Below are 14,548 nucleotides of genomic sequence, written 5' to 3'. Positions count from 1 at the left end.
TTCCGTAGCCTTGCAGCCTCAATAATCTGCCGCGCTTCGGGGGCCACGGTGTCGAGCAAGTCCTTGCGTATCCTGATCGCTGACGAACAACACTTTAATTGCCTCAGAATCGAACGCTGCTTCAATCAGCTCGGGTACTTCCGTGTGGCTCCAGTGCACTGCCTCGAAGAGCTGCTGACGCTGGTGGACTTCGCGAGCGAGCCATTCGATCTGCTGGTCGTCAACGCCGCGTTGGGGGGAGGGAAGTTGGATGTGCTCGACTTCTGCCTCGATAACCGGCAGTTGGAGCGGGTGTTGATCTACGACGGCCGGGCGGCGCAGCTACCCGGCATTGCGGCCGGCGAGCAACGAAAGGTTCAGATTAGCCACGCGTTGCTGCCCGATCTGGCAGCGATCCAGCGCTTGATGGATCGTGGATCGCTGCGTGCCGTTCGTCGGCACTGTCATTTCTGTCAGGTAGTTCGCCCCGGCATTCCATGCAAAAGTCTATGCGCAGCCGCTGCGTCTAACCCGGGCCTTTAGTGCCCAATCGTCGTGTTTTTGCACAGGGAGTTGCCATGAAGTCAGTGCTGATTGTGGACGATCACCCGGTGATTCGCGGCGCGGTCAAAATCGTTCTCAAGCAGGAAGGGTACAAGCGCATTTACGAAGCCGACAGCGGTAACGAAGTGTTGCCGATGATCCGTGAGCACCGGCCCGATCTGGTCGTGCTGGACCTGAATATCCCATCCCTCGACGGATTGGATGTGCTGGCGCGGATAAAGGCCGGTGAGGTGCCGTGTCGCGTCGTGGTCTTCACCTCTCAGGAACCGATGTTTTATCAGGAACGCTGCATGCGCGCGGGTGCCTCGGCTTATGTGGCGAAGACCAACGATTTACAGCACTTGCACAAGGCCGTGCACGCGGTGATGTCGGGGTACACCTATTTCACCCGGCTGCCCTCGAGTTCGGTGTCGCTGAGCACGTTGCAACGCAGCGAAAAAGAGTTGATCGACAAGCTCTCGGATCGCGAGCTGACCATTTTTCAGCACCTGGCCCGGGGCATCAGTAACAAGGCGATCGCCGAAATCATGCATTTGAGTCACAAGACCGTCAGCACCTACAAAACCCGCTTGACGGAAAAGCTCAACGTGGAGTCGTCGGTGCATTTGCGCGACCTTGCCCGACGCAATCATTTGATCTGAATGAACGCCTACCCACGTCTGTTCGGCCTGCTGAATCTTTTGTTGCCGTTGCTTTGGCTATGGGCATCGAGTGCCGGTGCGCAGCCACAATCCCTGACGCTACTGGGGCGATCCAGCGTCGAAGGTTTTAGCGCCGGACTCTCGGGCGCAGATTCGCGCTGGCTGCAGCAAAAGGGTCGACTGGTGCTGGCCGTGTCCGCACCGGACTATCCGCCCTTCGAGTTCAACGTCGAGGGTAAGCTGTTCGAGGGGGTGACCGCAGATTACGCCGGTCTGCTGCGACAGCTGTTGAAGGTGGAGGTCGAGGTTCAACGCTACCCGTCGCGAGCAGACGCGGTGCGGGCGATCAAGCAAGGCGAAGCGGACTTGCTGGGTACGGCCAATCGTTTCGAGGCGGAAGATCGGCAATTGCAGATGTCTCGCGCCTACGCGGTGGATCAGCCGGTGTTGGTGACCCGCACCGATTCGCCTTCGGTGCCGGACCCGACGCTGACCGGCAAACGCCTGGCGATGCTGTATCACTATTTGCCCGAACAAAACGTGCAGCATTTTTATCCACAAGCGGATGTGCGACTGTTTCCCTCGACGCTGGCAGCGGTGGGTGCCGTAGCGTTCGGTCAGGCAGACGTCTATCTGGGCGACGCGATCAGTGCCCATTACTTGATCAGTAAAAATTACCTCAACAACGTTCAGTTGGCGGATTTCTCGCGGATGGAATCCGGGCGTTTCGCCTTTGCGATGGCCCGGGACAACGTGCAGCTGTTGCGCATCGTCAACCAGGCGCTGGCGGCGGTCACGCCCAGTGAACAGATGAATATCCTGCGGCGTTGGGGAGCCTACGGGTTATCCATGCCGGGCACTCAATCACTGCAATTGAGCGTGACCGAACAGCGCTGGCTGAATGCGCACCCGCGTGTGCGGGTGGCGATCAACGAAAATGTCCCGCCGATTTCGTTCATCGACAGTGAAGGCAAGTTACGCGGGATCAGCGTGCAAGTGCTGGCGAAAATCACCCAGCGAACCGGCCTGCAATTCGATATCCAGTCCATGCAGTCGGTGGCCGAGATGCTTACGGGCATCAAAGATGGCCAGGTCGACGTGCTGGCTGGTATCGGCCTCAGTTCTCAGCGTGAAGAGGCGTTGCTTTTCACCCGGGCATTCCTGACCAGTCCGTCAGTACTGGTCGCCCGCATAGCACCGGACAGCCCGAAAACCCTGGATGAGATGGACGGAAAAACCCTGGCACTGACCCAGGGCAATATCGTCGGCGAGTTCATTCGAAAACACTTCCCGGGGATCCGTTGTGTGGATGCGCCACTGTCGGCCGAGGCCATGGAAATGGTCGCTCAGGGCAAGGCCGACGGGGGCATCAACTCATTGATCAGCGCCCGTTACCTGATTTCCCGGCAATACCGCGATCGCCTCCAAGTGACCAGTACCGTGGGCACCGACCCTGCTCGCAGCACCCTGGCAACCGGTCGTGAAGCCATCGAGTTGCATTCGATTCTGGACAAGGCCTTGCTGAGTATTCCCCCAGAGGAAATTGACGAGTTGGTTCAACCCTGGCGCAATGATTTGCTGGTGGAACAAAGCTATTGGCTGCGGAATCGACAGACGATTCTTCAGGCGTTTGCCGTCGCTGGCGTCTTGCTTTTGCTCGCATTGGGCGGGATGGTCTGGCAGCGTCGGCAGATCCGTCAGCGCCAGCAATTGTTGGTTCAATTGCAGGACGCCAAGGTCGCTGCCGACGATGCCAACCGGGCCAAGACTACGTTTCTGGCGACCATGAGCCACGAAATCCGTACACCGATGAATGCTCTGATCGGCATGCTGGAGCTGGCACTGAAACGAGCGGACGAAGGCTTTACCGACCGCGCTGCCATCGAAGTGGCGTCGAATGCCGGACAACAATTGCTGGGCTTGATCGGCGACATCCTCGACATTGCCCGCATCGAGTCGGGGCATTTGTCGTTGACGCCGGAACGGGCCAATTTGCAGGCGCTGGTGCAGTCGGTGTGCCGGGTCTTTGAAGGTCTGGCCCGGGAGAGGAATTTGAATTGGCGGGTTGAACTCGACGCGCGCAGCGATTGCGATGTGATGATTGATCCCACGCGCTTCAAGCAGGTGCTGTCGAATCTGTTGAGCAATGCCATCAAGTTCACCCGTCAAGGTGAAGTCAGTCTGCGGCTGCGGGTGGACGCAGCGGCATCCGGGCGTTGGGCGGTTAATGTAGCCGTCGCAGACAGCGGCATCGGTATCAGTGAATACGACCAGAAACGATTGTTCAGCCCGTTCGTGCAGGCCGGCAACAGTCAGCAAACCGCTCGCCAGGGTTCCGGATTGGGACTGGTGATCAGCCGTACCCTGTGCGAAATGATGGGGGGGCAATTGCTGCTCGACAGCGCCCTCGGGCGTGGCACGCGGGTAGATATCAACCTTGAACTGCTCGCGTTGCAACCGTTACCCGCCAGTGAGGTGGTGCAAAGTGAAGCGCAGACGCAGACCCGGCCGCTGACCGTTCTGGTGGTCGACGACTATCCGGCCAATCGCCTGCTGCTTTCACGACAACTGCGCTTTCTGGGACATCAGGTTCTGGAAGCGGAGGATGGTCAGCAAGGTATTGAGCAGTGGCGTGAACACGAATTCGACCTGGTCATCACCGACTGCAACATGCCGGTTTTCAGTGGTTATGAGTTGGCGGGTGCAATACGCGATGAGGAGCGGTTCAACGGCCTTGCGTCCAGTCTGATTCTGGGCTTTACCGCCAATGCACAAGCTGAGGAAAAGATTCGTTGTATCGAGGCCGGTATGGACGATTGTCTGTTCAAACCGATCCGCTTGGTGGACCTGAGTACCTGGCTGGCCAGCAGGTTTTCCAGCGAATCGGCCAGGGTCACCGCTGACACGCCAAACGCCGAAATCGATTTGACCGGGCTGGAGCACTACGTCGGCGCGGACCATGAGTTGATCACCCAATTGCTGCAAGACCTGGCCACCACCAACCGCGATGACCGCGAGCGTCTGCTACAAGTGCACGCCAGTGGTAATCACGATGGTTTGCAGGTATTGGCGCATCGCATCAAGGGCGGGGCGCTGATGGTCCGGGCGCTGAGTCTGGTCGAATGTTGCGAACAGCTGGAGCGTGCGTGCAGCGCGGGCAGCACCTCACTGATCGACTCGGCCGTCGATCAGTTGCAGCACGCCATGCAGCGCCTGGACCACAGCCTGGGGCAGGCCTGATAGGCAAACCTGTGGCGAGGGAGCTTGCTCCCGCTGGACGGCGCAGCAGTCCCCCTTCTTCATCAGGTGAAGAGGGGCCGCTTCGCGACCCAGCGGGAGCAAGCTCCCTCGCCACAGATACCTTTTTTTCGCAGGCCTGAGGCTTAATCCCAGTTCGGCGCGATGCCTTTCGGGCTGGTCAAGCGCTGGCCGCGATCCAGACTTGCGATCAACGCCATGTCGGCGTCGCTCAGCGTCAGCACGCAGGCTTTCAGGTTGCTGGCGAGGTTGTCGCGCTTGGTCGAGGAAGGGATCACTGCGTAACCCAGTTGCATCGCCCAGGCCAGGGTGACTTGAGCCGGTGTTGCTTGCAGGCGATCGGCGATTTGCAGGATCACCGAGTCCTTCAGGACTTCGCCGTAGGCCAGGGTCATGTACGACGTAATCTGAATGCCTTGGCTTTGTGCGAACTCGACGACTTTGCGGTTTTGCAGGTACGGATGCAGTTCGATCTGGTTGGTGGCGATGTGCTCGGCACCGACGGCGGCGATGGCTTGCTTCATCAGGTCGACGGTGAAGTTCGACACGCCGATCTGCCGAGTCAGGCCCAGGCGTTTGGCTTCGAGCAGGGCGCCCATGAATTCTTCCACCGGCACTTGGTCTTCGGGGGACGGCCAGTGAATCAGGGTCAGGTCCAGGTAATCAGTCTGCAGTTTTTGCAGGCTCTCCTTGAGGCTGTCGATCAAGCGATCCCTGGCGAAGTTGGCGACCCAGATCTTGCTGGTGATGAACAGTTCTTCACGGGCAATGCCGCTGGCGGCGATGGCCTCACCGACTTCGGCTTCGTTCTCGTAGATTTGCGCGGTGTCGATGGCCCGGTAGCCCAGTTCCAGGCCGGTGCTTACCGAATCAATGACCACCTGGCCTTGCAAGCGAAAGGTGCCCAGGCCGAATTCGGGAATAGACATGAATGACTCCAGAGGTTGCAGTGGGAATGGCCGCGAGTATCCGCGCCTGCATCCGTGAGAAAAACCGCTGGAGCGGCAAAGCAATGTTGACTGGAAATCAAAGATCAAAAGATAAAGATCAAAAGATCGCAGCCTTCGGCAGCTCCTACACACCCCGCGCCTCAAGAATCATGCAGGTCGTCGATCCCGTCGCATACAAGCGCCCATCCACGTCATAAATCCGCCCCTCGGCCAATGCCGTCGAACGCCCCAGATGCACAATCTTGCCCTCGGCCCGCACCGGTCCGCTGGCGTTGTTCAAGGCCCGCACATAGCTGATGCGCAGGTCCAGCGTCGTATAACCCTGGCCTTTTTTCAGCTGCGTATGGATCGCGCAGCCCATGCACGAATCCAGCAAAGTCGCGGCATAACCGCCGTGCACCGTGCCCAGCGGATTGTAATGCCGCGAATCCGGTGTGCCTTGAAAGACAAACAGCCCGGCGGACCATTCGATGGGGATGAAATCCATCAGCGTGCCAATGGGCGGCGAGGGCAGTTCGCCGTTGCCGATACCGTCGAAAAACTCGGCGGGCGATAACGCGCTGACCTCAGCAAGGGACAAACTGCCAGGCCCCGCAAGGCGGGCGCGCATGGCCTGTTCCTGAGCGATCCATTGGGCGAGCGTGGCGTCGCGGTTTGGGCTTTGCATGATCATGACCTCGGACAGTTCTGGGTATTATGGCTGTAATCCAGATCGATATTATGCCCGAAATAAAATCCCCGCCAGCCCCCCAATCAGCTTGCTGCTTGCTGCTAAATACTTGCCGCTGCTCTCAAGCAATATCGGAGTGACTGAACTCCTCGCCTAAAAAGTCGATCAGCGCGCGCACTGACGGCAGCAATCCTCGGCGCGAGGGGAAGATCGCATGGATGACCCCGCACTTCGGCGCCCAGCCCGGCACCAGTTCCACCAAGCGTCCGGCCGCAATGTCATCGCGCACGACCACGGCAGGCAGGTGGACGATGCCGACACCGGCAACCACCGCGTGGCGAAGCGCCATCAGGTCATCGGTGACCATTCTTGGCGTGTGCCGAATTGTCGCGCTGGCGCCGTCGGCACCGAGCAACTCCCATTGATATTCACGCTGCGCACCGCCCCAGTGCAGGCTGGGCAAGCCGCTCAGGTCGGCGGGAGAGGGCGGTGACGACAGGTGTTCGGCGAATGCCGGACTGCCCACAATGCACTGAGTGCTGTTGCCCAGCACCTTCATCACCATGTCGGTGTTTTCCAACGGCGGAAAACGTACCCGCAACGCAATGTCGTAACCCTCGTGGATCAAGTCGACCCGGCGGTTGGTGCTCTCGATGAACAACTCCACCAGCGGATACTTGAGCATGTAGCGGGTCAGCATCGGCCCTACCCAGGAGTTCAGCAACGCCGTCGGGCAACTGATGCGCACCAGACCCTGGGGTTCCGAGCGATTGCGTTCGATCAATTCGGCAGCGCTTTCCGCTTCGACGCGCATCGCCAGGCAACGCTGGTAATAGGCCAGGCCGATTTCTGTCAGCGAAAATTGGCGGCTGGTGCGATTCAGCAACCGCACGCCAAGGCGCTCCTCGAGTTCGGCAATGCGTCGACTGAGCTTGGACTTGGGCATGTCCAGCGCCCGCCCGGCCGCAGCAAAGCCCTGATGTTCCACCACTTGGGTGAAGTAGTAGAGGGTGTTGAGGTCTTCCACCATCGTTCTCCAAATAGAACGCTAAGGTTGATTTTTGCAGTCTAGCGCAGCAAAGGCCTCGGTTTTAAGCTTTGTCCATGGCTTCAACCACCTGATTCGGAGGCACCATGAAAAACATCATCGGTATCTACACCAGCCCGCGAGCCCATTGGGTCGGCGACGGTTTCCCGGTTCGCACGCTGTTTTCCTACGACAACCTGGGCAAACACATCAGCCCGTTCTTGCTGCTGGATCACGCCGGTCCTGCTGAATTCACCCCGACCACCGAGCGTCGTGGCGTTGGTCAGCATCCGCACCGTGGCTTCGAAACCGTGACTATCGTTTACAAAGGCGAGCTGGAACACCGCGACTCCACCGGCAGCGGCGGCAAGATCGGCCCCGGCGACGTGCAATGGATGACCGCCGCCTCGGGAATTTTCCATGAAGAGTTCCACTCCGAAGGCTTCGCCAAAAGCGGTGGCACCCTGGAAATGGTGCAGTTGTGGGTCAACCTGCCAGCCAAGGACAAAATGGCCGAGGCCGGTTACCAGACGATTCTGGATGGCGACATCCCGAGCATTGCCTTGAAGAACAACGCCGGCAGCGTGCGATTGATCGCCGGTGAATTCGAAGGCCACAAAGGGCCGTCGCGCACTTTTACCCCGATCGACGTCTGGGACCTGCGCCTGAATGCCGGCAAGTTGCTAACGCTGGATCTGCATGAAGGGCGCAACACCGCACTGGTGGTTTTGCGCGGTTCGATTCAAGTCAACGGCCTGGAGTCGGTGCGTCAAGGGCAGTTGGCATTGTTCGACCGCAAGGGCGATCAAATTACCCTCGAAGCCAGCGAGGACGCGGTGGTGCTGCTGCTCAGCGGCGAACCGATTGACGAACCGATCGTCGGTCACGGCCCGTTCGTGATGAACACCGAGCAAGAAATTCACCAGGCCTTCGCCGACTTCCAGTCCGGCCGCTTCGGCCGGATGCACGGTTAATCCGTAGCGCTTCTACAACCCGACTCTACCCAGGATGAGTGGGCCGGTTTTCAGGCCAGGGATGGCTGTTGCCCAATCGAAAGAGGAAACGCATATGAACAACGTCAACGCGGCCAACTTCAACGGCCAGAAACCGACCATCGACCCCAACGACAGCGCCATGCTGTTAATCGACCATCAGAGCGGACTGTTTCAGATCGTCAAAGACATCGACGTACCGCAGCTGCGGGCCAACGCCATTGCCCTGGCGAAAGCCGCGACCCTGCTGAAGATGCCCGTCATTACCACCGCTTCCGTGCCACAAGGTCCGAACGGGCCGCTGATCCCTGAGATTCACGAAGCTGCGCCGCATGCGCAATACGTGGCCCGTAAAGGTGAAATCAATGCCTGGGACAACCCGGAATTTCACGCGGCGGTCAAAGCCACCGGCAAGAAAACCCTGGTGATCGCCGGCACCCTGACCAGCGTGTGCTTGGCGTTCCCCTCCATTGCGGCGGTGCATGAAGGCTACAAGGTGTTCGCCGTGGTCGACGCTTCGGGCAACCACTCGAAACTGGCCACCGATCTGACAATCGCCCGTTTGGCTCAGGCCGGAGCGGTGCCGATCGACATCATGGCCACGCTCTCTGAGCTGCAAGGCTCGTGGAACCGTTCGGACGCCGAGCAGTGGGCCGCTGTCTACGCCCAGGCCATGCCGCATTATCAATTGCTGATCGAGAGCTATCTCAAGGCTCAGCAAGTGGCGAATGAACACGAAACGCTGGATTCCCAGCGCTAACTGCAACCACCACGCCGACTTCCCTCGGCATCGATAAAACGTGAGGACTACTGCAATGACTACTTCTTACAAGCGTCTCGACAAGGATAACGCCGCCGTTCTGTTGGTGGATCATCAGGCAGGCCTGCTGTCGCTGGTACGCGACATCGAACCGGATCGTTTCAAGAACAACGTGCTGGCCCTGGCCGACCTGGCCAAGTACTTCAAATTGCCGACCATTCTGACCACCAGTTTTGAAACCGGCCCCAACGGCCCGCTGGTGCCCGAGCTCAAGGCGCTGTTTCCGGACGCGCCATACATTGCTCGCCCTGGCCAGATCAACGCGTGGGACAACGAAGACTTCGTCAAGGCGATCAAGGCCACCGGCAAGAAGCAATTGATCATCGCTGGTGTGGTGACTGAAGTGTGCGTGGCGTTCCCGGCGCTGTCGGCGCTGGCCGAAGGCTTTGACGTGTTCGTGGTGACCGATGCTTCCGGCACTTTCAACGAACTGACCCGTCAATCGGCATGGGACCGCATGTCGGCCTCCGGCGCGCAACTGATGACCTGGTTCGGCCTGGCCTGTGAGCTGCATCGCGACTGGCGCAACGATGTGGAAGGCCTGGGGACCTTGTTCTCCAACCACATCCCGGACTACCGCAACCTGATGACCAGCTACAACACCCTGACCGACAGCAAATAGCACAAGCGCACATCGCCCCACTGTAGGAGCTGCCGCAGGCTGCGATCTTTTGATCTTGATTGAAGATCAAAAGATCGCAGCCTGCGGCAGCTCCTACAATGTATGCGATATTGCGCCGATAACCCGTGCTGGAGTTGCTTGATGCTGTCGTTGCTCACTGAACATCCGCTGATTTGCGCGTTGGTCCTGATCCTGACCGATCTGGTGTTGTGGCGCTTGATTGGCACCCGTGGCCACAACGTGAAACTGCTGGTACGGGTGGTGATTTTCGCGCTGTACAGCCTGGTGCTGTTCAACGAAGGCATGAACCCGCTGGAACCGGCGCCCTGGGTCGAGAACGTGCCGTTGCATCTGGCGGCCACGGGGTTGCAGATCGGCTGGTGGCTGTTCGCTGCGCGCACCCTGACCGTGCTGATCGGCGCGGGACTGATGCAACGGGTGGGGCATACCGGGCGTTTGCTCCAGGATTTGCTGGGTGCGGTGATCTTCCTGGTCGCGGTCATCGCCGCCCTGGCCTACGTGCTCAATCTGCCGGTCAGGGGCGTGCTGGCCACGTCCGGCGCGTTGGCGATCATCGTCGGCCTGGCGTTGCAAAGTACCCTCAGCGACGTGTTTTCCGGGATCGTCCTCAACACCACCAAACCCTATCAACTGGATGACTGGATCGCGATCGACGGCACGGAAGGCCGGGTCATCGACATCGACTGGCGCGCCACGCGGCTGCAAACCTCCCAGGGCAGCATGATCGTGATTCCCAACTCGCTGGCGGCCAAGGCCAAGATCACCAACTTCAGCCGGCCCAGCGACATGTTCGGCGTTGCGATCAGTCTGCAGATCAGCCCCCATGTCCGTCCCAGTACGGTGATCGAAGCCCTTGAGCGCGCAAAGCAGGGCTGCCGCATTCTGCTCAGCAAGCCTTCGCCAAAAGTCGCGCTGAAAAGCTCTACGGCCGCTGGCGTGGAATACGAAATCAGCGGCTTTGTCGCCTCGATGAGCGAAAAGCGCGAGGTGCGCAATCAACTCTACGATCTGGCGTATCGGCACTTGCGCGCATCCGGGGTCAATTTGCTGTCGAGCGTGGAACCGATTCCGACCACCGACCTCTCACGGCCACGGGCGTTGATCGACAGTTCGCCGATTTTCTCGACCTTGCGTGAGGAAGAGAAAGAAACCTTCAGCCAGAACATGACCCTGCAAAACTTCCGCGCCGGGGAGACGATCCTGGCGGCGGAGGAGGTCAGCGATCATTTGTTCATCATCGAGTCCGGGGTGGTGTCGGTGACGCTGAACCGCAACGGGACGCTCATGGAAACCGGTCGCATGGGGCCGGGTGAAGTGATCGGCGAGGCCGGCATCCTGACCGATAGCTCGCTGCCGGCGGAATTCGCCGCGAAAACTGCTTGTGTGCTTTATCGCATTGAAAAGGGCTATTTGAGACCGTGCCTGGAGGCTCGCCACGACATCAACGATGCGATGCAAAACTTGCTGGATTTCCGCTTGCACAAGGTCAAGGCGATGAGTCAGGACGTGCCGTTGGTGGTGCAGAAGAAGGGGTTTTTGAAGTGGTTGCTTAATCGGGCGTAAGCCGCTGCGTTCCTGGAGGTCATTGGCCTCCTCGACTTCTGGAATATTGGCTATTTGTGCAAACCGGTCGCGGGGCTAACGTAATGACACATTCACCTGCCCTGGAGCCTTCCATGCAACCGCGTATCGATTTCTACACCGCCTCGCCTGACGCTCTCAAAGCGATGATCGCCCTGGAAACCGCCGTCTCCAAACTGCCGCTGGAAAAGAACCTGATTGAACTGGTCAAGCTGCGCGCGTCGCAGATCAACGGCTGTGCCTTCTGTATCGACATGCACACGGCCGATGCGATCAAGGGGGGCGAGACCCCACGTCGTCTCTTCGCCGTAACCGCCTGGCGTGAGGCGCCGTTCTTTTCCGAGCGCGAGCGTGCCGCGCTGCTCTGGACCGAATCCCTGACCCAACTCAGCCTGACCCACGCCCCGGACGAAGACTACGAAGTGGTCAGCGCTCAGTTCACACCGAAGGAAATGGTCGACCTGACCGTGGCCATCAGCACCATAAACAGCTGGAATCGCCTGGCCGTTGGCTTCCGCAAAACACCTCAAGCCTGACTTTCAGCAGGAGCGCCGATGCCTCAGTGAGCATCGGCACTCGGCGCGGCCGGTGGTTGCACCTTGCGCATCAAGGGCACCATCACCGTGGCGATGATGAAGCAGACCATGATCATCAGAAACGCGTCGCCGTAGGTTTGCGTTTGCGCTTCGCGATAGGTCAGCAGCCAGAGCTGATGCAGGCTCGCAGTGACCCCGACATCGCCGCCCTGGCCCAGGGCGGCGAAGTTGTTTGCGACCTGGGACAGCCACTGGTTCAGCGCCTCGTTGGTGCTGTTGAGGTTTTCCGCCAATCTTGTGAAGTGCAGATTGGTGCGATCGTTGAGAATGGTCGCGCACGCGGCGATACCGATGGCGCCGCCCAGGTTGCGCATCAGGTTGAACAGCCCTGAAGCATGTTTGAGTCGCGCCGGTGCCAATCCACCCAAAGTCAAAGTCACCGCTGGCGGCACCGCCAGTTGCTGGGCGATGCCGCGCAAGGCTTGCGGCAGCATCAATTCCCTGGCGCCCCAGTCGTGGGTGATCGGGCTGAAATCCCACATCGACAAGGCAAACAACCCAAGGCCGGTCATCATGATCCAGCGCAGGTCGACGCGATTGGCCAGAAAGGCGTACAGCGGAATCGCCATGATCTGGAACACCCCAGTGGAGAAAACCGCCAGACCAATGTCCAGCGCGCCATACCCACGCACCCGGCCAAGAAACAGTGGCGTCAGGTAAATGGTGGCGAACAGACCAATCCCGGTGACGAAGGAAAAGAAGCAGCCGAGGGCGAAGTTGCGGTCCTTCAAGGCATGCAAATCGACGATCGGATTGGCCACGTGCAAGGTCCGGCCAATGAACGCCAGGCCGGCCAGGCCGCTGATCCACGCCGTGGTGAGAATGGTGCGGTCGCTGAACCAGTTCCAGCGCGGGCCTTCTTCGAGGGTGTATTCCAGGCAACCGAGAAACAGCGCCAGAAACACCATGCTCAGATAGTCGGCGCCCTTGAGCAATGAGAGTTCCGGTTGGTCGATTTTCACCAGCATCGGCACCGCCACCGCGACGAAAATCCCCGGTACCAGGTTGATGTAGAACAGCCAGTGCCAAGAGGAAATGTCGGTGATCCAGCCACCAATCACCGGACCCAGGGTCGGCGCCAACGAAGCCACAGCGCCGATGGTGGCGGCGGCAATCACCCGTTGCTTGCCGGTGAAGAAAAAGAATGCGGTGGTGAATACCAGCGGAATCATCGAACCGCCGAGAAAACCTTGCAAGGCGCGGAAGGCGATCATGCTCTGAATGTTCCACGCCGCGCCGCAAAGCAGGCTGGTCAGGGTAAAACCCACCGCTGACGCGCAGAACAACCAGCGCGTGGAAAACACCCGCGACAGCCAGCCGGACAGCGGAATCACGATGATTTCAGCGATAAGGTAGCTGGTTTGCACCCAGGCGGTTTCGTCGGTGCCGGCGGAGAGGCCACCGCCAATGTCACGCAACGACGCCGAGACAATCTGGATATCCAGCAGCGCAATGAACATGCCGATGCACATGCTGGCGAAGGCGAAGACCTTGGTCGCCGTCGTCATGCTCGCGGCATCGAACGGTTGCGCGGGGAGGGCGAGCGCGCGGCTCATGGTACGCTGGCCACGGCTGTGGTTTCAGGCTCCTTGCGCGTGTCGACTTCCGCGGTGACAGACAAGCCGGGGCGTAGATGGCCGAGCACGCTATCGGCCGGATCAAGATGAATTCGCACCGGCACTCGCTGCACGATCTTGGTGAAGTTGCCGGTGGCGTTTTCTGGCGGCAGCACGCTGAATTGCGAACCGCTGGCGGGAGCAAGGCTGTCCAGATGACCGTGGAATTCTTGCCCGGAAAGCACGTCGGCATGAATCACCACCCGTTGCCCCGGCACCATGCGCGCCAGTTGGTCTTCCTTGAAATTGGCATCGACCCACAAGCCGCTGGACGGCACCACCGACAGCAACTGCGAACCGGCCTGGGCATAAGCGCCGACCCGCGCCCGGCGATTGCCGATCACACCATCCACAGGGGCGCGAAGTTCGGTGTAGCCGACGTACAACTGCGCCAGGTCACGCTCGGCTTTGGCTTGAATCAACGCGGCGCGGGCTTGTTGTTTCTGGGTAGCGATCACATTCAATTGCCGTTGCGCTGCCAGCAATTCAGCCTGGGCGCGATTGCTTTGGGCCTGTGCCGTCTTGAAAGTGGCGTTGGCCCGTTGCGCGCTTTCCACCGAGACCGCGTTGGTGGTGACGAGCTTTTTGTAGCGCGCATCGTCATCGCGCGAGCGCAAGGTTTCGGCACCGGCGGCGTCAATGCCGGCTCGTGCCTGGCCGATCACCGCTTGTTGCAGTTGCTCGGTGGCATCAAGGTTGGCGAGCAAGGCTTCTTCCGCCGCCACCGCGCCTTCGGTCTTGGCCAGGTTGGCGCGGTAATCGCGGGCGTCGAGACGAATCAACACATCGCCAGCCTTGACCTTCTGGTTATCAGTCACCAGCACTTCATCGATGTAACCCGCGACCTTCGACCCAATCACCGTCACGTCGCCGCCGATGTACGCGTCGTCGGTTTCTTCAATGAACCGCCCGGCCGTCCACCAATGCGCGACGTACACACCGGCCAGCACTAGCGCAGCGATGACCGTTGTCGCCAGTAACAGGCGCTTTAGCAGGGAAGGCTTCGGGGTGTTCACCGGCACAGCAAGGTCGGGTTCAACGGTGGGCATGCTGGTCATGGAGAATTACCTGTCGGAAACGGCGATAAATTACGCACGTAATATGACGTATGTCATATTTGGTAGCAATTGGTTTTTGTTGCCGGTCGTCAGGTGCGTGTGATCGTGAACTGAACTGCGATCTGTAGGAGCCGGCTTGCTGGCGATTGGGAT

General features: G+C 59.6%; 13 protein-coding genes. 8 read left to right on the top strand and 5 right to left on the bottom strand.

The genetic code is table 11. From position 1 onward, the window contains the following. Positions 1-63 precede the first annotated feature (63 nt). Genes KGB21_RS19270 through KGB21_RS19260 form a run of 3 tightly spaced genes read left to right on the top strand, consistent with a single transcriptional unit; the run spans position 64 to position 4,424 of the window. Entirely contained in the window at positions 64-522 is a 459-nt protein-coding gene (locus tag KGB21_RS19270) for a response regulator (RefSeq protein WP_223506377.1), read from the top strand. Between the two features lie 35 nt (positions 523-557). Next, positions 558-1,184 carry a response regulator transcription factor gene (locus KGB21_RS19265; RefSeq protein WP_034149264.1) on the top strand — a complete coding sequence of 209 codons (627 nt, stop codon included), beginning with the start codon at positions 558-560 and terminating at the stop codon, positions 1,182-1,184. Then, positions 1,185-4,424 (top strand): transporter substrate-binding domain-containing protein, encoded by a 3,240-nt coding sequence (locus tag KGB21_RS19260; protein WP_223506375.1) that lies wholly within the window; start codon positions 1,185-1,187, stop codon positions 4,422-4,424. It abuts the gene before it with no gap. Positions 4,425-4,567: 143 nt separating this feature from the next. On the opposite strand, the gene dkgB is transcribed toward KGB21_RS19260, so the two are convergent. The 3 genes from dkgB to KGB21_RS19245 all read right to left on the bottom strand — a co-directional run bounded on the left by dkgB (position 4,568) and on the right by KGB21_RS19245 (position 7,092). Then, complete coding sequence (gene dkgB / locus KGB21_RS19255; protein WP_034149265.1) at positions 4,568-5,371, bottom strand: 2,5-didehydrogluconate reductase DkgB; 804 nt, start codon at positions 5,369-5,371, stop codon at positions 4,568-4,570. A 145-nt stretch (positions 5,372-5,516) separates the two neighbouring features. Beyond that, a complete protein-coding gene (locus tag KGB21_RS19250; RefSeq protein ID WP_034149318.1) occupies positions 5,517-6,059 on the bottom strand; it encodes a PaaI family thioesterase in 543 nt (180 codons plus the stop codon). 124 nt (positions 6,060-6,183) lie between these two features. Continuing rightward, complete coding sequence (locus KGB21_RS19245) at positions 6,184-7,092, bottom strand: LysR family transcriptional regulator (RefSeq protein ID WP_223506373.1); 909 nt, start codon at positions 7,090-7,092, stop codon at positions 6,184-6,186. Between the two features lie 104 nt (positions 7,093-7,196). On the opposite strand from KGB21_RS19245, the gene KGB21_RS19240 reads away from it, so the two are divergent. The 5 genes from KGB21_RS19240 to KGB21_RS19220 all read left to right on the top strand — a co-directional run bounded on the left by KGB21_RS19240 (position 7,197) and on the right by KGB21_RS19220 (position 11,661). Further along, entirely contained in the window at positions 7,197-8,063 is an 867-nt protein-coding gene (locus KGB21_RS19240) for a pirin family protein (protein WP_223506370.1), read from the top strand. Between the two features lie 94 nt (positions 8,064-8,157). Next, on the top strand, positions 8,158-8,841 hold the full coding sequence (locus KGB21_RS19235; protein WP_223506368.1) for an isochorismatase family protein: 684 nt from the start codon (positions 8,158-8,160) through the stop codon (positions 8,839-8,841). 55 nt (positions 8,842-8,896) lie between these two features. Continuing rightward, entirely contained in the window at positions 8,897-9,523 is a 627-nt protein-coding gene (gene ycaC / locus KGB21_RS19230) for an isochorismate family cysteine hydrolase YcaC (protein ID WP_034149269.1), read from the top strand. A 141-nt stretch (positions 9,524-9,664) separates the two neighbouring features. Further along, positions 9,665-11,107 carry a mechanosensitive ion channel family protein gene (locus tag KGB21_RS19225; protein WP_223506366.1) on the top strand — a complete coding sequence of 481 codons (1,443 nt, stop codon included), beginning with the start codon at positions 9,665-9,667 and terminating at the stop codon, positions 11,105-11,107. Positions 11,108-11,220: 113 nt separating this feature from the next. Beyond that, positions 11,221-11,661, top strand: coding sequence for a carboxymuconolactone decarboxylase family protein (locus tag KGB21_RS19220; RefSeq protein ID WP_034149271.1), 441 nt, complete (start codon positions 11,221-11,223; stop codon positions 11,659-11,661). A gap of 23 nt (positions 11,662-11,684) precedes the next feature. Here the strand turns inward: KGB21_RS19220 and KGB21_RS19215 are convergent, their stop codons facing one another. Continuing rightward, a complete protein-coding gene (locus KGB21_RS19215; RefSeq protein WP_034149272.1) occupies positions 11,685-13,277 on the bottom strand; it encodes a DHA2 family efflux MFS transporter permease subunit in 1,593 nt (530 codons plus the stop codon). Then, entirely contained in the window at positions 13,274-14,395 is a 1,122-nt protein-coding gene (locus KGB21_RS19210) for an HlyD family secretion protein (RefSeq protein ID WP_223506364.1), read from the bottom strand. Before KGB21_RS19210 ends, KGB21_RS19215 begins: the two co-directional genes overlap by 4 nt. Positions 14,396-14,548 lie beyond the last annotated feature (153 nt).

Source organism: Pseudomonas sp. GL-RE-29, from assembly GCF_019947275.1.
In the GTDB taxonomy this organism is placed as follows: domain Bacteria; phylum Pseudomonadota; class Gammaproteobacteria; order Pseudomonadales; family Pseudomonadaceae; genus Aquipseudomonas; species Aquipseudomonas fluorescens_A.
This window is presented reverse-complemented; position numbering and strand designations above follow the sequence as displayed.